The organism is Streptomyces cinerochromogenes, assembly GCF_014648635.1.
Taxonomy (GTDB): Bacteria; Actinomycetota; Actinomycetes; order Streptomycetales; family Streptomycetaceae; genus Streptomyces; species Streptomyces cinerochromogenes.
Map to the genome: position 1 here is coordinate 336,546 of NZ_BMRM01000009.1, position 17,534 is coordinate 354,079.

General features: G+C 71.3%; 16 protein-coding genes. 15 read left to right on the forward strand and 1 reads right to left on the reverse strand.

The window, feature by feature from the left end; genetic code table 11:
- Positions 1-115 precede the first annotated feature (115 nt).
- The 9 genes from mltG (at position 116) to nusB (ending at position 8,828) form a co-directional block, all read left to right on the forward strand.
- Positions 116-1,729: an endolytic transglycosylase MltG gene (gene mltG / locus IEZ20_RS19940; protein ID WP_189300517.1), complete on the forward strand. Its 1,614-nt coding sequence runs from the start codon at positions 116-118 to the stop codon at positions 1,727-1,729.
- Positions 1,710-2,549, forward strand: a complete 840-nt coding sequence (locus tag IEZ20_RS19945) for a shikimate dehydrogenase (protein WP_189300519.1) — start codon at positions 1,710-1,712, stop codon at positions 2,547-2,549. The genes mltG and IEZ20_RS19945 overlap by 20 nt, the downstream gene beginning before the upstream one ends.
- Positions 2,550-2,713: 164 nt before the next feature.
- Positions 2,714-3,898, forward strand: a complete 1,185-nt coding sequence (aroC, locus tag IEZ20_RS19950) for a chorismate synthase (RefSeq protein ID WP_189300521.1) — start codon at positions 2,714-2,716, stop codon at positions 3,896-3,898.
- Positions 3,899-3,930: 32 nt separating this feature from the next.
- Entirely contained in the window at positions 3,931-4,413 is a 483-nt protein-coding gene (locus IEZ20_RS19955) for a shikimate kinase (protein ID WP_189300595.1), read from the forward strand.
- Entirely contained in the window at positions 4,410-5,501 is a 1,092-nt protein-coding gene (gene aroB / locus IEZ20_RS19960; protein WP_189300523.1) for a 3-dehydroquinate synthase, read from the forward strand. The genes IEZ20_RS19955 and aroB overlap by 4 nt, the downstream gene beginning before the upstream one ends.
- A gap of 166 nt (positions 5,502-5,667) precedes the next feature.
- Complete coding sequence (locus IEZ20_RS19965; protein WP_189300525.1) at positions 5,668-6,582, forward strand: Pro-rich N-terminal domain-containing protein; 915 nt, start codon at positions 5,668-5,670, stop codon at positions 6,580-6,582.
- A 91-nt stretch (positions 6,583-6,673) separates the two neighbouring features.
- Positions 6,674-7,780, forward strand: a complete 1,107-nt coding sequence (locus IEZ20_RS19970) for an aminopeptidase P family protein (protein WP_189300527.1) — start codon at positions 6,674-6,676, stop codon at positions 7,778-7,780.
- A 44-nt stretch (positions 7,781-7,824) separates the two neighbouring features.
- Positions 7,825-8,391 carry an elongation factor P gene (efp, locus tag IEZ20_RS19975; RefSeq protein ID WP_189300529.1) on the forward strand — a complete coding sequence of 189 codons (567 nt, stop codon included), beginning with the start codon at positions 7,825-7,827 and terminating at the stop codon, positions 8,389-8,391.
- Between the two features lie 2 nt (positions 8,392-8,393).
- Positions 8,394-8,828, forward strand: coding sequence for a transcription antitermination factor NusB (gene nusB / locus IEZ20_RS19980; RefSeq protein ID WP_189300531.1), 435 nt, complete (start codon positions 8,394-8,396; stop codon positions 8,826-8,828).
- 189 nt (positions 8,829-9,017) lie between these two features.
- Here nusB and bldD read toward each other — a convergent pair whose 3' ends face one another.
- Positions 9,018-9,521: a transcriptional regulator BldD gene (bldD, locus tag IEZ20_RS19985; RefSeq protein ID WP_014671524.1), complete on the reverse strand. Its 504-nt coding sequence runs from the start codon at positions 9,519-9,521 to the stop codon at positions 9,018-9,020.
- Between the two features lie 274 nt (positions 9,522-9,795).
- Between bldD and pyrR the strand changes: the two genes are divergently transcribed.
- The 6 genes from pyrR to carB form a co-directional block, all read left to right on the forward strand.
- Positions 9,796-10,374, forward strand: a complete 579-nt coding sequence (gene pyrR, locus IEZ20_RS19990) for a bifunctional pyr operon transcriptional regulator/uracil phosphoribosyltransferase PyrR (RefSeq protein WP_189300533.1) — start codon at positions 9,796-9,798, stop codon at positions 10,372-10,374.
- A 90-nt stretch (positions 10,375-10,464) separates the two neighbouring features.
- On the forward strand, positions 10,465-11,436 hold the full coding sequence (locus tag IEZ20_RS19995) for an aspartate carbamoyltransferase catalytic subunit (RefSeq protein ID WP_189300535.1): 972 nt from the start codon (positions 10,465-10,467) through the stop codon (positions 11,434-11,436).
- A 5-nt stretch (positions 11,437-11,441) separates the two neighbouring features.
- On the forward strand, positions 11,442-12,728 hold the full coding sequence (locus IEZ20_RS20000) for a dihydroorotase (protein WP_189300537.1): 1,287 nt from the start codon (positions 11,442-11,444) through the stop codon (positions 12,726-12,728).
- Entirely contained in the window at positions 12,725-13,285 is a 561-nt protein-coding gene (locus IEZ20_RS20005; protein WP_189300539.1) for a PH-like domain-containing protein, read from the forward strand. Before IEZ20_RS20000 ends, IEZ20_RS20005 begins: the two co-directional genes overlap by 4 nt.
- Positions 13,282-14,424 carry a glutamine-hydrolyzing carbamoyl-phosphate synthase small subunit gene (gene carA, locus IEZ20_RS20010; RefSeq protein ID WP_189300541.1) on the forward strand — a complete coding sequence of 381 codons (1,143 nt, stop codon included), beginning with the start codon at positions 13,282-13,284 and terminating at the stop codon, positions 14,422-14,424. Before IEZ20_RS20005 ends, carA begins: the two co-directional genes overlap by 4 nt.
- Positions 14,417-17,534, forward strand: a 3,118-nt coding sequence (gene carB / locus IEZ20_RS20015; RefSeq protein ID WP_189300543.1) for a carbamoyl-phosphate synthase large subunit, incomplete at its 3' end; no start/stop codon positions are given. The genes carA and carB, both read left to right, overlap by 8 nt.

Below are 17,534 nucleotides of genomic sequence, written 5' to 3' on the forward strand. Positions count from 1 at the left end.
GGCGGAGCGGAAGCCGGCCCACCGGCCGCGTGACCGTCGGCCTCGCGGCTCTAGGGGATCGATGACTGAGTATGGCCGGGGCCCAGGCTCCGAACCGTGGCATCCGGAGGACCCGTTGTACGGGGACGGCGGATGGGGAGGACAGCAGACCCAGGCGGGCCGGCAGTCCGCCTACGACGGCCATCCGCAGCAGCACCATCCCCAGACGCCGCAGTACGGCGACTGGAACCAGGAACAGCAGCCCGGGTACGACGGGCAGCAGCAGCCGTACCACGACGGGTCCGGCCGGCACCAGGTCGACCAGCGGTTCGCCGGTCACACCCAGCAGCAATTCCACCAGGGCGGCTGGGACGCGACCGGCACCCACGGCCATATGCCGTACGCCGCCGACCCCGGCGACCCGTACGGCCAGCAGCCCGTGGCCTACGGCGGCGAGCAGCCCGACTTCTACGGCACCGAGGACGCCTACCCGCCGCCGGAACCGCCCGGCCGCAGGCGCCCCGAGCCGGAGCCCGAGCCCGAGCCGGAACCGGCGGCCGAGGAGGAGCACGCCTTCTTCGCGGGCGGCGGCGAGGACGACGAGGAGCACCCGCTCCAGAGCCGGCGGGAGCGGCGCGGCAAGGGCGGCAAGAAGCCCGCCAAGAGCAAGAAGCGCCGCACCGGCTGCGCCTGCATGGTGGTCGTCCTGGTCTTCGGCGGCGGCCTCGGCGGCGTCGGCTACTTCGGGTACCAGTTCTACCAAAATCGTTTCGGCACGGCTCCGGACTACGCGGGCGACGGCACCGGCCAGACGGTGACCGTCGAGATCCCGAAGGGGGCGGGCGGCTGGGAGATCGGCCGCCGGCTGAAAGAGGCGGGCGTCGTCAAGAGCGCCGAGGCGTTCGTCCACGCCCAGACCAACACACCGGGCGCCGACGGCATCCAGGCCGGTGCCTACCTCCTGAAGAAGGAGATGTCCGCGGCCAGCGCCGTCCGGCTGATGCTGGACCCGCGCAGCCAGAACAACGTGGTCGTCACCCCGGGCGAGCGCAACTCGGGGGTCTACGCGGACATCGACAAGAAACTGGAACTGTCCGCGGGCACGACCAAAAAGGTCGCCGACAAGCAGTACAAGAGCCTCGGCCTGCCCGCCTGGTCGCAGAACAGCGGCGAGGTCAAGGACCGGCTGGAGGGCTTCCTCTTCCCGGGCACCTATCCGGCCGCCAAGGGCATGAAGCCCGAGGCCGTCCTGAAGCAGATGGTCACCCAGGCCAAGCAGAAGTACGCCGCCTACGGTCTGACCGAGAAGGCCAAGGCGCTCGGCCTGGAGAACGCCTTCCAGCTCGTCACCGTCGCCAGCCTGGTCCAGGCCGAGGGCAAGACCCACGACGACTTCCGCAAGATGGCGGAGGTGGTCTACAACCGTCTGAAGCCCACCAACACCGAGACCAACCGGCTGCTGCAGTTCGACTCGACGTACAACTACCTCAAGGGCACGAGCAACATCCACATCTCCGAGAAGGAGATCAACAGCAACACGAGCCCGTACAACACGTACCGGCACCCGGGGCTACCGCCCGGCCCGATCGGCAACCCCGGCGAGGACGCGCTGAAGGCGACCCTGAACCCGACGCACGACGGCTGGATCTACTTCGTGGCGACCGACGGCACGAACAACACCGAGTTCGCCAAGACCTACGCAGAATTCCTAGAGCTCAAGGACAAGTTCAATGCCAACGCGGGCAACTGACGGCCGCCGCGCCGCCGTGCTCGGATCGCCGATCGCCCACTCCCTCTCCCCGGTGCTGCACCGCGCCGCGTACGAGGCGGCCGGCCTCACCGGCTGGTCGTACGACAGCTTCGACGTCGACGAGGCCGCCCTGCCCGGCTTCCTGGACGGGCTCGGGCCCGAGTGGGCCGGGCTGTCGCTGACCATGCCGCTGAAACGGGCGGTGATCCCGCTGCTGGACGAGGTCAGCGACACGGCCGCCTCGGTCGACGCGGTCAACACGCTCGTCTTCACCGAGGACGGCCGCCGGCTCGGCGACAACACCGACATCCCGGGCATGCTCGCCGCCCTGCGCGAGCACGGCATCGAAGAGGTCGGATCCGCCGCCGTCCTCGGCGCCGGCGCCACCGCCTCCTCCGCGCTCGCCGCGCTGGCCCGGATCTGCACCGGGGAGGTCGTCGCCTACGTCCGCAGCGAGGCCCGCGCCGCCGAGATGCGGCAGTGGGGCGAACGGCTCGACGTGGAGGTCCGCACGGCGGACTGGGCGGACGCGGCCGAGGCGCTGCGCGCACCGCTGGTGATCGCCACCACGCCCGCCGGCACGACCGACGCCCTCGCCACCGCCGTACCCGAACGCCCCGCCACCCTCTTCGACGTGCTCTACGACCCGTGGCCCACCGAGCTGGCGGCCCGCTGGTCGATGTTCGGCGGTGCCGTGGTCAGCGGCCTCGACCTGCTGGTCCACCAGGCCGTGCTCCAGTTCGAGCAGATGACCGGGCACATCCCCGGCCCGGTGGAGGCCATGCGGCACGCCGGGGAGAAGGCGCTCGCGGCCCGCTGACGCCCCCCGCCGCGTCCGCTTGCTGGACCGGCGGCCTGTTTCCGCCCCCGGACGTGGGAGGATCGGAGGTGGCGCACCGGGGTCGCGCACCCGGTGGCGCCGTCGCCGTGCGCGAGGACGCGCGCACGCAGGGCAGTACCGGGCGCGAACACTGAGGAGCACCGTTGAGCAGGCTGCGTTGGCTGACCGCGGGGGAGTCCCACGGTCCCGCACTTGTCGCGACGCTGGAGGGTCTTCCCGCCGGCGTGCCGATCACCACGGAGATGGTGGCGGACCACCTGGCGCGGCGGCGGCTCGGCTATGGCCGCGGTGCGCGGATGAAGTTCGAGCGCGACGAGGTCACCTTCCTGGGCGGAGTGCGCCACGGCCTGACCCTGGGCTCCCCCGTGGCGGTCATGGTCGGCAACACCGAGTGGCCGAAGTGGGAGCAGGTCATGGCGGCCGACCCGGTCGACCCGGACGTGCTGGCCGGTCTCGCCCGCAACGCCCCGCTGACCCGGCCCCGCCCCGGCCACGCGGACCTGGCGGGCATGCAGAAGTACGGCTTCGACGAGGCCCGCCCGATCCTGGAGCGCGCCTCGGCCCGCGAGACCGCCGCGCGCGTCGCCCTGGGTGCCGTGGCCCGCTCCTACCTGAAGGAGACGGCCGGCATCGAGATCGTCTCCCACGTGGTCGAGCTGTGCTCCGTGAAGGCCCCGCAGGGCGTCTACCCCACCCCGGCCGACGTGGAGAAGCTCGACGCCGACCCGCTGCGCTGCCTCGACGCGGACGCCTCGAAGGCGATGGTCGCCGAGATCGACCAGGCCCACAAGGACGGCGACACCCTGGGCGGTGTGGTCGAGGTGCTGGCCTACGGCGTCCCGGTCGGCCTCGGCTCGCACGTGCACTGGGACCGCAAGCTGGACGCGCGCCTGGCCGCCGCCCTGATGGGCATCCAGGCCATCAAGGGCGTCGAGATCGGCGACGGCTTCGAGCTGGCCCGCGTGCCCGGCTCGAAGGCGCACGACGAGATCGTCAACACCCCTGAGGGCATCCGGCGCGTCTCCGGCCGCTCGGGCGGCACCGAGGGCGGCCTCAGCACCGGTGAGCTGCTGCGGGTGCGCGCCGCGATGAAGCCGATCGCCACCGTGCCGCGCGCGCTGAAGACGGTCGACGTCACCACCGGCGAGCCCGCCCAGGCCCACCACCAGCGCTCCGACGTCTCCGCCGTCCCGGCCGCCGGCATCGTCGCCGAGGCCATGGTGGCGCTCGTGCTGGCGGACGCGGTCGCGGAGAAGTTCGGCGGCGACTCCGTGCCGGAGACCCGCCGCAACGTGCAGTCGTACCTCGACAGCCTGGCGATCAGGTGAGCGGCGTGCCCGCGGTCGTCCTGGTCGGGCCGATGGGGGTGGGCAAGTCCACCGTCGGGCGGCTGCTCGCCGAGCGCCTGGGCGTGGGCTACCGGGACACCGACGAGGACATCGTCGCGGCCCAGGGCCGCGCCATCGCCGAGATCTTCGTCGACGAGGGCGAGGCGGCCTTCCGCGCCATCGAGAAGGCCGCCGTACGGGCCGCGCTCACCGAGCACCAGGGCGTCGTCGCGCTCGGCGGCGGGGCGGTCATGGACGCGGACACGCGTGCGCTGCTCGCCGGGCACCAGGTGGTCTACCTGTCGATGGACGTCGAGGAGGCCGTCAAGCGGACCGGTCTGAACGTGGCCCGCCCGCTGCTGGCGGTCAACCCGCGCAAGCAGTGGCGGGAGCTGATGGAGGCGCGCCGGCACCTGTACGAGGAGGTCGCCACCGCGGTGGTGGCGACGGACGGCCGTACGCCCGAAGAGGTCACCCAAGCAGCCCTGGACGCACTGGAGTTGAAGCAGGTATGAGCGAGGCAGTCACCCGGATCCCGGTCGCCGGCACCGCGGGCACCGACCCGTACGAGGTGCTGGTGGGCCGGCAGCTGCTGGGCGAGCTGGCCGGACTGATCGGGGACCAGGCCAAGCGGGTCGCCGTGATCCACCCGGAGGCGCTGGCCGAGACCGGCGAGGCGCTGCGCGCCGATCTGGCCGGGCAGGGGTACGAGGCCGTCGCCATCCAGGTGCCCAACGCCGAGGAGGCCAAGACCGCCGAGGTCGCCGCCTACTGCTGGAAGGCGCTGGGCCAGTGCGGTTTCACCCGCACCGACGCCATCGTCGGCGTCGGCGGCGGCTCCACCACCGACCTGGCCGGGTTCGTCGCCGCGACCTGGCTGCGCGGGGTGCGCTGGATCGCCGTACCGACCACCGTGCTCGCCATGGTGGACGCGGCGGTCGGCGGCAAGACCGGCATCAACACCGCCGAGGGCAAGAACCTGGTCGGCTCCTTCCACCCGCCGGCCGGTGTGCTGTGCGACCTGGCGGCGCTGGACTCCCTCCAGGTGCACGACTACGTCTCCGGCCTGGCCGAGGTCATCAAGGCGGGGTTCATCGCCGACCCGGAGATCCTGCGCCTGATCGAGGCCGACCCGCAGGGCGCCCGTACCCCGGCGGGCCCGCACACGGCCGAGCTGATCGAGCGGTCGATCCGGGTCAAGGCGGAGGTCGTCTCCTCGGACCTGAAGGAGTCCGGTCTGCGGGAGATCCTCAACTACGGCCACACGCTCGGCCACGCCATCGAGAAGAACGAGCGGTACAAGTGGCGGCACGGCGCGGCGGTCGCGGTCGGCATGCACTTCGCCGCCGAACTGGGCCGGCTGGCGGGCCGTCTGGACGACGCCACGGCGGACCGTCACCGCGCCATCCTCGAATCCGTCGGCCTGCCGCTGCACTACCGCTACGACCAGTGGCCCAAGCTGCTGGAGACGATGAAGGTCGACAAGAAGTCCCGCGGCGACCGCCTGCGCTTCATCGTCCTGGACGGCCTGGCCAGGCCGACCGTCCTGGAGAGCCCGGACCCGGCCGTCCTCCTCGCCGCCTACGGCGAGGTCGGCCGGTAAGTCCCGGACTGCTTCCCCGCGTCCGATTTCCCCCGCCCACCGGGCACTTCGCACCGCCCCCGGCCGTTTCACCAAACGACGGCCGGGGACGGTACCGTTCGGTAGGCGGCGGGGCGCCCCCGTCGCCGCCCGCACGAATTGCCTGTACGAGACGGAGTGGCAACGGATGCAGCACGCAGTGGGGTCTCCGCTGCCGTCGCCCCACCAGCCGGGGCAGGGGCCGCACGCCGGCTGGGCGTCGGCCGCACATCACCCGGGTCCGCACCCGGGAGTCTCCCCGGGGCCCGCCCCCGTCCCCCCGCCGCCTCCGGCACCCGGCTTCCCCGCCGCCCCGTCGGGCCCCGTGCCGCCGGCCCCGCACCAGCCCCCGGGCCCCGTCGGCCCGGTGCCGCCGCCCCCGCCCCCGCAGCACGTCTCCGGCCCCCCGGCCGCCGATAGCACCGGGCACGTCCCGCTGCCACCCGGCGGTCCGGTCGGCACGCCCGTGGCGCCGCCCACCGCGGCCACGGGACCCGACCCGACGGCCACCACGCTCGCCGTCCTGCTCATCGGCCCGGCCGGCGCGGGCAAGACCAGCGTCGCCAAGTACTGGGCCGACCACCGACGCGTCCCCACGGCCCACATCAGCCTGGACGACGTCCGCGAATGGGTCCGCGCGGGCTTCGCCGACCCCCAGTCCGGCTGGAACGACAACTCCGAGGCCCAGTACCGCCTGGCCCGCCGCACCTGCGGCTTCGCCGCCCGCAACTTCCTCGCCAACGGCATCTCCTGCATCCTGGACGACGCCGTCTTCCCGGACCGCCCGGTGGTCGGCCTCGGCGGCTGGAAGCGGCACGTCGGTCCCGGCCTGCTCCCCGTGGTCCTCCTCCCGGGCCTGGACATCGTCCTGGAGCGCAACGCCGAACGCACCGGCAACCGCCGCCTCACCGACGAGGAGGTGGCCCGCATCCACGGCCGCATGGCCGGCTGGTACGGCTCGGGCCTGCCGATCATCGACAACTCCCAGCTGGACGTCCCCGGCACCGCCCGGGTCCTGGACGAGGTCCTGTCGAGAGCGATAGCGAGCCCTCCGAGCTGGTGAGGAGGGGGCCCGGCGACCCACTGGGCCCCCGCCAACCCCACTCGGCCCCTCTCAATCGGCACAATCCGGTCAAAACTCCTACGCTCATCTCATGTCAGAGGTGTACGCGAACCGCCGATCCCGGCTGAGGGACCACTTCAACGCGGCCGGCACCGCGGCAGCGCTCGTCACCCGCCCGGCCAACGTCCGCTACCTCGCCGCCGCAGCCCCGCAGGGCTGCGTCCTGCTGCTCGGCAGGAGCGAGGACCTCCTGGTGTGCGCGGGCCCGCCGGACGACCGGCCCTACGAGGGCCGGCCGGACGAGAGCGTGCGCGTGCACGTGCTGCCGCCGAACGGCGGCGACGCCGCCGTCACGGCCGCCGGCTTCGCCGCCGCCCAGGGCGCCGACTCGCTGGCGGTCGAGGAGCACCACCTCACCGTGGCCCGCCACCGGGCCCTCGCCTCCGTCGTCCCGAAACTCCGCCTCACCGACCTCGCCGGCGCCGTGGAACAGCTCCGCGTGGTCAAGGACGAGGAGGAGATCTCCTGCCTCCGCATCGGCGCGGAGATCGCCGACCAGGCCCTCGGCGAGCTGCTGGAGTCCATCCTGGTCGGCCGCACCGAACGCCACCTGGCCCTGGAGCTGGAGCGGCGGCTGGTCGACCACGGAGCCGACGGGCCGGCCTTCCCCACCTCCGTGGCCACCGGGCCGCACGCCGGCCGCCGCGGCCACCGCCCCACCGACCGGCGCGTGGAGGAGGGCGACTTCCTCTCCGTCTGCCTGGGCGCCACCTACCGCGGCTACCGCTGTGAGATCGGCCGGACCTTCGTCATCGGCACCTCGCCCGCCGACTGGCAGATCGAGCTGTACGACCTGGTCTTCGCCGCCCAGCGGGCCGGCCGCGAGTTCCTGGCACCCGGCGCCGCCTACCGCGACGTGGACCGCGCGGCACGTCAGGTACTGGACTCCGCGGGCTATGCGGAGGCCCTGCCACCGCTGACCGGTCACGGTGTCGGACTCGAAATCGACGAGGACCCGCAGTTGGCTCCCTCAGCCATGGGTAAACTGGACGCTTGCGTGCCGGTCACCGTCGAACCGGGGGTCCACCTCCCGGGCCGGGGCGGTGTCCGGATCGATGACACGCTCGTCGTACGCCCCGAGGCGGACGGCGGACCCGAGCTACTCACCATCACGACCAAGGAGCTGCTCGCGCTGTAGCGCGTGACCCGGGGTCGTACGTCAGTCCAGGAGATTCCGCAACCGTGGCTTCCACGAACGACCTCAAGAACGGCATGGTGCTCAAGCTCGAAGGCGGCCAGCTCTGGTCCGTCGTCGAGTTCCAGCACGTCAAGCCCGGCAAGGGCCCGGCCTTCGTGCGCACCAAGCTCAAGAACGTGCTCTCCGGGAAGGTCGTCGACAAGACCTTCAACGCCGGCGTCAAGGTCGAGACGGCCACTGTCGACAAGCGCGACATGGAGTTCTCGTACATGGACGGCGACTACTTCGTCTTCATGGACATGGAGACCTACGACCAGCTGATGGTCGACCGCAAGTCCGTCGGCGACGCCGCCAACTTCCTCATCGAGGGCTTCAAGGCCACCGTCGCCCAGCACGAGGGCGAGGTCCTCTTCGTCGAGCTGCCGGCCGCCGTCGAGCTGACCGTCGCCGAGACCGAGCCGGGCGTCCAGGGCGACCGCTCCACCGGCGGCACCAAGCCCGCCAAGCTGGAGACCGGCCACCAGATCCAGGTCCCGCTCTTCATCACCACCGGTGAGAAGATCAAGGTCGACACCCGCACCAGCGACTACCTCGGCCGGGTGAACAGCTAACCGTGGCTGCCCGCAACACGGCCCGCAAGCGCGCCTTCCAGATCCTCTTCGAAGGCGACCAGCGCGGCGCCGACGTCCTGACGGTCCTCGCGGACTGGATCCGGCTGTCCCGGTCCGACACCCGGCAGCCCCCGGTCAGCGAGTACACGATGCAGCTGGTCGAGGGCTACGCCGTGCACGCGAAGCGGATCGACGAGCTGATCGCCCAGTACGCGGTGGGCTGGACGCTCGACCGCATGCCGGTCGTGGACCGCAACATCCTGCGGCTGGGCGCGTACGAGCTGATCTGGGTCGACGAGACCCCGGACGCCGTCGTCCTGGACGAGATGGTGCAGCTGGCGAAGGAGTTCTCGACCGACGAGTCGCCCTCGTTCGTCAACGGCCTGCTGGGCCGGCTGAAGGAACTCAAGCCGTCCCTGCGCCGGGACGAGGCGTAACCGCCCCGTACACCGTCTCGGAGGGCCCGCAGCACACCTTGTGCCGCGGGCCCTCCGACGTCTTCCCGCACGACCGCTCCCGACCGCTCCCGACCGTTCCTCACCGCGCGCGAAAAGGCCGCCGGGGTGGCCCGAACCGTATGGTTCCGGCCACCCCGGCGGCACGTTTCTGCTGGGGGTGTGGCGTGCTTACGCCTCTTCGTGCGTGGCGACCGCGCGGCGCGCGTCCGCGTCCAGCACGCCCCAGCTGATCAGCTGCTCGGTGAGGACCGAGGGGGACTGGTCGTAGATGACGGCGAGTGTGCGCAGGTCGTCCTGGCGGATGGAGAGCACCTTGCCGTTGTAGTCACCGCGCTGGGACTGGATCGTCGCCGCGTAGCGCTGCAGGGGGCCCGCCTTCTCGGCCGGCACGGTGGCCAGCCGCTCCAGGTCCAGGACTAGCTTCGGCGGCGGCTCGGCAGCGCCGCCCGGCGTGGTGCCCGGCAGGAGCTCCTGCACCGGGACGCCATAGAAATCGGCCAGCTCGGCCAGTCGCTGCACGGTCACGGCGCGGTCGCCGCGCTCGTACGAACCGACCACCACGGCCTTCCAGCGACCCTGGGACTTCTCCTCGACACCGTGGAGGGAAAGGCCCTGCTGGGTGCGGATGGCCCGGAGCTTGGCCCCGAGCTGTTTGGCGTATTCGCTGGACATATAGCTCCCCGGACACTGTGTCGACGCGGCCGGCTGTCTTCCCGCCGCGCGGCTGGTAACTCACTGTGAGGTTACGCAGCGTGATTCTCCTGCGTCAAGCCGAATGGTCCACACCGACTCTTCCGTGGTAGTGGCGGCCGATTGAGCCAAGCGGGTGACGGCGGGATGTCAGGGGGGTGGCGGGGGGCCGTCCGGTGACCTGCTACGGTGGATGGCGCAATTCCGACGTCCTTTAAGGTCCGTCCCGTGAGGCGGAGAAGGAGGTCCGTTTCGTATGGACAAGCACGACACGCCCGCGCGCCCGCAAGCGTCCGATGCCCGGCCCGTTCTCGAGGGCCCCGACATCGCACGGGTGCTGACCCGTATCGCCCACGAGATCGTCGAGCGCGCCAAGGGCGCCGACGACGTGGTGCTCCTCGGCATTCCGACCCGGGGCGTCTTCCTCGCCCAGCGGCTCGCCGCCAAGCTGGAGCAGATCACCGACCGCACGATCCCGGTCGGCTCCCTCGACATCACGATGTACCGCGACGACCTGCGCATGCACCCGCCGCGTGCGCTGGCCCGCACCGACATCCCCGGTGACGGCATCGACGGCCGGCTGGTCGTCCTCGTGGACGACGTGCTCTTCTCCGGGCGCACCATCCGCGCCGCCCTGGACGCCCTGAACGACATCGGGCGCCCGCGCGCGGTGCAGCTCGCGGTCCTGGTCGACCGCGGCCACCGGGAACTGCCCATCCGTGCCGACTACGTCGGAAAGAACCTCCCCACGTCGCTGCGGGAGACGGTCAAGGTCCAGCTCGCCGAGGAGGACGGTCGCGACACCGTGCTGCTCGGTGCGAAGGCCGGCCAGTAGCAAACCAGGCGCAGGGCCGCTTCGGCATGCCCACACGCGCACTGCTTTGCCCCCATTCTCCCGTTTGAACTGCCTTACGGAGCCTGACAGATGCAGCGTCATCTCATCTCGGCCGCCGACCTCACCCGCGACGACGCCGTCCTGATCCTCGACACCGCCGAGGAGATGGCCCGGGTCGCCGACCGGCCGATCAAGAAGCTGCCGACCCTGCGCGGCCGGACGATCGTCAACCTCTTCTTCGAGGACTCCACGCGCACGCGTATCTCCTTCGAGGCCGCCGAGAAGCGGCTCTCCGCCGACGTCATCAACTTCACCGCCAAGGGATCGTCGGTGTCCAAGGGCGAGTCCCTGAAGGACACCGCCCAGACCCTGGAGGCCATGGGCGTCGACGCCGTCGTCATCCGGCACGGCGCCTCCGGAGCCCCGTACCGCCTCGCCAACTCCGGCTGGATCGACGCCGCCGTCATCAACGCCGGTGACGGCACCCACCAGCACCCCACCCAGGCCCTCTTGGACGCCTTCACCGTGCGCCGCCGGCTGCTCGGCCGCGACGCCGGGCTCGGCCAGGACCTGTCCGGCAAGCGGATCACCATCGTCGGTGACGTCCTGCACAGCCGGGTCGCCCGCTCCAACGTCGACCTGCTGCACACGCTCGGCGCCGAGGTCACCCTGGTCGCCCCGCCCACCCTGGTCCCGGTCGGCGTCGACACCTGGCCCTGCACGGTCTCCTACGACCTCGACAGCGCCCTGCCCAAGAGCGACGCCGTGATGATGCTCCGCGTCCAGCGCGAACGCATGAACGCGGCCTTCTTCCCGACCGAGCGCGAGTACTCCCGCCGCTACGGCCTCGACGGCGACCGCATGGCCAGGCTGCCCGAGCACGCCATCGTGATGCACCCCGGCCCGATGGTCCGCGGCATGGAGATCACCGCCGAGGTCGCCGACTCCGACCGCTGCACCGCCGTCGAGCAGGTCGCCAACGGCGTCTCCATCCGGATGGCCGTCCTGTACCTGCTGCTCGGCGGCAACGAGCCCGCCCAGACCCGCACTGAGGAGAAGTAAGACCCATGAGCAAGATCCTGATCCGCGGTGCGAAGGTGCTCGGCGGCGAGCCCCAGGACGTCCTGATCGACGGCGAGACCATCGCCGAGGTGGGCGCCGGTCTGAGCGCCGAGGGCGCCGAGGTCGTCGAGGCCGGCGGCAAGGTGCTGCTGCCGGGCCTGGTCGACCTCCACACCCACCTGCGCGAGCCCGGCCGCGAGGACTCCGAGACCGTCCTCACCGGCACCCGTGCGGCCGCGAGCGGCGGCTACACGGCCGTCTTCGCCATGGCCAACACCTTCCCGGTCGCCGACACCGCCGGCGTGGTCGAGCAGGTCTGGCGGCTCGGGCGCGAGCACGGCTACTGCGACGTGCAGCCCATCGGCGCCGTCACCGTCGGCCTGGAGGGCCGCAAGCTCGCCGAGCTGGGCGCCATGCACGAGTCCGCCGCCGGCGTCACCGTCTTCTCCGACGACGGCAAGTGCGTGGACGACGCCGTGATCATGCGCCGCGCCCTGGAGTACGTGAAGGCCTTCGGCGGAGTCGTCGCCCAGCACGCCCAGGAACCGCGCCTGACCGAGGGCGCCCAGATGAACGAGGGCGTCGTCTCCGCCGAGCTGGGCCTGGGCGGCTGGCCGGCCGTCGCCGAGGAGTCGGTCATCGCCCGCGACGTCCTCCTCGCCGACCACGTCGGCTCCCGCGTCCACATCTGCCACCTCTCGACCGCCGGCAGCGTCGAGATCGTCCGCTGGGCGAAGGCCCGCGGCATCCAGGTCACCGCCGAGGTCACCCCGCACCACCTGCTCCTCACCGATGAGCTGGTGCGCACCTACAACCCGGTCTACAAGGTCAACCCGCCGCTGCGCACCGAACGCGACGTCCTCACCCTGCGCGAGGCGCTCGCCGACGGCACGATCGACATCGTCGCCACCGACCACGCCCCGCACCCGCACGAGGACAAGGACTGCGAGTGGGCCGCCGCCGCCATGGGCATGGTCGGCCTGGAGACCGCGTTGTCAGTGGTCCAGGAGACCATGGTCGACACGGGCCTGCTGGACTGGGCCGGCGTCGCCGACCGCATGTCCTTCAAGCCCGCGCAGATCGGACAGGCCACCGGCCACGGCCGTCCCGTCTCGGCTGGTGAGCCCGCCAACCTCACCCTGGTCGACACGGCATACCGTGGCCGGGTGGACCCCGCGGGCTTCGCCTCTCGCAGCCGCAACACCCCCTACGAGGGGCGGGAGCTGCCGGGCCGTGTGACGCACACCTGGCTGCGGGGCAAGGCCACGCTCGTCGACGGGAAGCTCACGTGACACCTGTAATCCTGCTGGCCGAGGCCAAGAGGTCGGCCGAGGTCACCGACTGGCCGGCCCGCATCGGCTGGCTCGTCGGACTGGCCCTCTTCATCGCGCTCGTCTACTGGCTGATGCGCGAGGGCTGGAAGTGGCGCGGCACCCTCCAGAGCGACCTGCCGGCGCTGCCCGGCGCGCCGGAGGAGACCGGCCCGGCCAGACTGAGCATGAGCGGCCGCTACCACGGCTCCACCACCGCCGGGCAGTGGCTGGACCGCATCGTGGCCCACGGCCTCGGCACCCGCAGCCGGGCCCAGCTCACCCTGACCGACGCGGGCCTGGAGGTCGAGCGCCCCGGAGCGACCGACTTCTTCGTCCCCACGGCCGCACTGCGCGGAGCCCGCCTGGACAAGGGCATCGCCGGCAAGGTCCTCACCGAGGGCGGACTGCTGGTGGTGACCTGGGCACACGGCGACAAGCTGATCGACTCCGGTTTCCGCTCCGACCACGCGGCCGAGCACGCCGAGTGGGTCCACACCCTGAACCAGATGACCAACGACACGGAAGGCGCACGATGACGACCTCCACCAGGGGAGCCGCAAGGGTTCCCGCCGTACTCGTCCTGGAGGACGGCCGCATCTTCCGCGGTCGCGCCTACGGGGCCGTGGGGGAGACCTTCGGCGAGGCCGTGTTCTCCACCGGCATGACCGGCTACCAGGAGACCCTCACCGACCCGTCGTACGACCGCCAGATCGTCGTCGCGACCGCCCCGCAGATCGGCAACACCGGCTGGAACGACGAGGACGACGAGTCGGGCCGCATCTGGGTCTCCGGCTACGTCGTCCGCGACCCCGCGCGCGTGCCCTCGAACTGGCGGGCCAAGCGCTCGCTGGACGACGAGCTGGAGCGGCAGGGCGTGGTCGGCATCTCCGGCATCGACACCCGCGCCCTCACCCGCCACCTGCGCGAGCGCGGCTCGATGCGCGCCGGCATCTTCTCCGGCGAGGCGATCGCCGCCGAGGCCGAGCTGGTGGAGCGGGTGCAGGCCCAGCCGCACATGAAGGGCGCGAGCCTCTACGAGGAGGTGGCGACCAAGGAGGCGTACGTCGTCCCGGCGATCGGCGAGAAGCGGTTCACGGTCGCCGCGATCGACCTCGGCATCAAGGGCATGACCCCGCACCGCATGGCCGAGCGCGGCATCGAGGTGCACGTCCTGCCCGCCACCGCCACGGCCGACGACGTCTACGCCGTCGACCCGGACGGCGTGTTCTTCTCCAACGGCCCGGGCGACCCGGCCACCGCCCACGGCCCGGTCGCGCTCATGACCGCCGTCCTGGAGCGTAGGACGCCGTTGTTCGGCATCTGCTTCGGCAACCAGATCCTCGGCCGTGCGCTGGGCTTCGGCACCTACAAGCTGAAGTACGGCCACCGGGGCATCAACCAGCCGGTCCAGGACCGTACGACCGGCAAGGTCGAGGTCACCGCGCACAACCACGGCTTCGCCGTGGACGCCCCGCTCGACAAGGTCAGCGAGACCAAGTTCGGCCGCGCCGAGGTCTCGCACGTCTGCCTCAACGACAACGTCGTGGAGGGGCTGCAGCTGCTCGACCAGCCGGCCTTCTCCGTCCAGTACCACCCCGAAGCGGCAGCCGGCCCGCACGACGCCGCCTACCTCTTCGACCGCTTCGTTTCCCTGATGGAGGGCCAGCGTGCCTAAGCGCACCGATATCCAGTCCGTCCTGGTCATCGGCTCCGGCCCGATCGTCATCGGCCAGGCCGCCGAGTTCGACTACTCCGGCACCCAGGCCTGCCGGGTCCTGAAGGCCGAGGGCCTGCGAGTCGTCCTCGTCAACTCCAACCCGGCGACGATCATGACCGACCCGGAGATCGCCGACGCCACCTACGTCGAGCCGATCACCCCCGAGTTCGTCGAGAAGATCATCGCCAAGGAGCGCCCCGACGCCCTCCTGCCCACCCTGGGCGGCCAGACCGCCCTCAACACCGCCATCTCGCTGCACGAGAACGGCGTGCTGGCCAAGTACGGCGTGGAGCTGATCGGCGCCAAGCCCGAGGCGATCCACAAGGGTGAGGACCGCGACCTGTTCAAGGTGGTCGTGGAGGAGGTCCGCAAGAAGATCGGGCACGGCGAGTCCGCCCGCTCGGTCATCTGCCACTCCATGGACGACGTCCTCCAGGGCGTGGAGACCCTCGGCGGCTACCCGGTCGTCGTCCGTCCCTCCTTCACGATGGGCGGCGCCGGCTCCGGCTTCGCCCACGACGAGGAGGAACTGCGCCGCATCGCCGGCCAGGGCCTCACCCTGTCTCCCACCACCGAGGTGCTCCTGGAGGAGTCCATCCTGGGCTGGAAGGAGTACGAGCTGGAGCTGATGCGGGACAAGCACGACAACGTCGTGGTCGTCTGCTCCATCGAGAACTTCGACCCGATGGGTGTGCACACCGGTGACTCGATCACCGTCGCCCCCGCGATGACGCTCACCGACCGCGAGTACCAGATCCTGCGTGACATCGGCATCGCCGTCATCCGCGAGGTCGGGGTCGACACCGGTGGCTGCAACATCCAGTTCGCGGTGAACCCGGAGGACGGCCGGGTCATCGTCATCGAGATGAATCCGCGGGTCTCCCGCTCCTCGGCGCTGGCCTCGAAGGCGACCGGTTTCCCGATCGCCAAGATCGCGGCCAAGCTGGCCGTCGGCTACACGCTGGACGAGATCCCGAACGACATCACCGCCGAGACCCCGGCCTCCTTCGAGCCGACCCTCGACTACGTCGTCGTCAAGGCCCCCCGGTTCGCCTTCGAGAAGTTCCCGCAGGCCGACTCCACGCTGACCACCACCATGAAGTCGGTGGGTGAGGCCATGGCCATCGGCCGGAACTTCCCGGAGGCGTTCCAGAAGGCGCTGCGGTCGCTGGAGAAGAAGGGCAGCCAGTTCACCTTCGTCGGCGAGCCCGGCGACAAGGACACGCTGCTGCGTGAGGCCGTACGGCCCACCGACGGCCGGATCAACACGGTCATGCAGGCCATCCGCGCCGGCGCCACGGCGGAGGAGGTCTTCGAGTACACGAAGATCGATCCGTGGTTCGTGGACCAGCTGTTCCTGATCAAGGAGATCGCGGACGAGCTGGCCCAGGCCCCCGAGCTGACCGCCGAACTCCTCGCCGACGCCAAGCGGCACGGTTTCTCCGACCAGCAGATCGCCGAGATCCGCGGGCTGCGCGAGGACGTCGTCCGTGAGGTCCGGCACGCGCTCGGTGTCCGCCCGGTCTACAAGACGGTCGACACCTGCGCGGCGGAGTTCGCGGCGAAGACGCCGTACTTCTACTCCTCCTACGACGAGGAGTCCGAGGTCGCGCCCCGGGAGAAGCCCGCGGTGATCATCCTGGGCTCGGGTCCGAACCGGATCGGGCAGGGCATCGAGTTCGACTACTCCTGTGTCCACGCCTCCTTCGCGCTGTCCGACGCCGGGTACGAGACGGTGATGGTCAACTGCAACCCGGAGACCGTCTCCACCGACTACGACACCTCCGACCGCCTCTACTTCGAGCCGCTGACCCTCGAAGACGTGCTGGAGGTCGTCCACGCCGAGCAGCAGGCCGGCCCGATCGCCGGTGTGATCGTGCAGCTGGGCGGGCAGACCCCGCTGGGTCTGGCGCAGGCGCTGAAGGACAACGGCGTGCCGGTCGTCGGCACCTCGCCGGAGGCCATCCACGCCGCCGAGGACCGCGGCGCCTTCGGCCGCGTGCTGAAGGAGGCCGGCCTGCCCGCCCCGAAGCACGGCACCGCAACCACCTTCGACGAGGCCAAGGCCATCGCCGACGAGATCGGCTACCCGGTCCTGGTCCGGCCCTCCTACGTCCTGGGCGGGCGTGGCATGGAGATCGTCTACGACGAGACCCGCCTGGCCTCCTACATCGCGGAGTCGACCGAGATCAGCCCGACCCGCCCGGTCCTGGTGGACCGGTTCCTGGACGACGCGATCGAGATCGACGTGGACGCGCTCTACGACGGCGAGGAGCTCTACCTCGGCGGTGTGATGGAGCACATCGAGGAGGCCGGTATCCACTCCGGCGACTCCGCGTGCGCGCTGCCCCCGATCACCCTGGGCGGGTTCGACATCAAGCGGCTGCGGGCCTCCACCGAGGCCATCGCGCGCGGTGTCGGCGTGCGCGGCCTGATCAACATCCAGTTCGCGATGGCCGGTGACATCCTCTACGTCCTGGAGGCCAACCCGCGCGCCTCCCGGACCGTGCCCTTCACCTCCAAGGCGACCGCGGTGCCCCTCGCCAAGGCCGCCGCCCGGATCTCCCTGGGCGCGACCATCGCCGAGCTGCGCGCCGAGGGCCTGCTGCCGAAGACCGGCGACGGCGGCGAGCTGCCGCTGGACGCGCCGATCTCCGTCAAGGAGGCCGTGATGCCGTGGAGCCGCTTCCGCGACACCTCCGGCCGTGGTGTGGACACGGTCCTGGGCCCGGAGATGCGCTCCACCGGTGAGGTCATGGGCATCGACTCCGTCTTCGGCACCGCGTACGCGAAGTCGCAGGCGGGTGCCTACGGGCCGCTGCCCACCAAGGGACGGGCGTTCATCTCGGTCGCCAACCGGGACAAGCGGTCGATGATCTTCCCGGCCCGCGAGCTGGTCGCGCACGGCTTCGAGCTGCTCGCCACCTCCGGCACCGCCGAGGTCCTCAAGCGCAACGGCATCAACGCCACCGTGGTGCGCAAGCAGTCCGAGGGCACCGGCCCGAACGGCGAGAAGACCATCGTCCAGCTCATCCACGACGGCGAGGTCGACCTCATCGTCAACACCC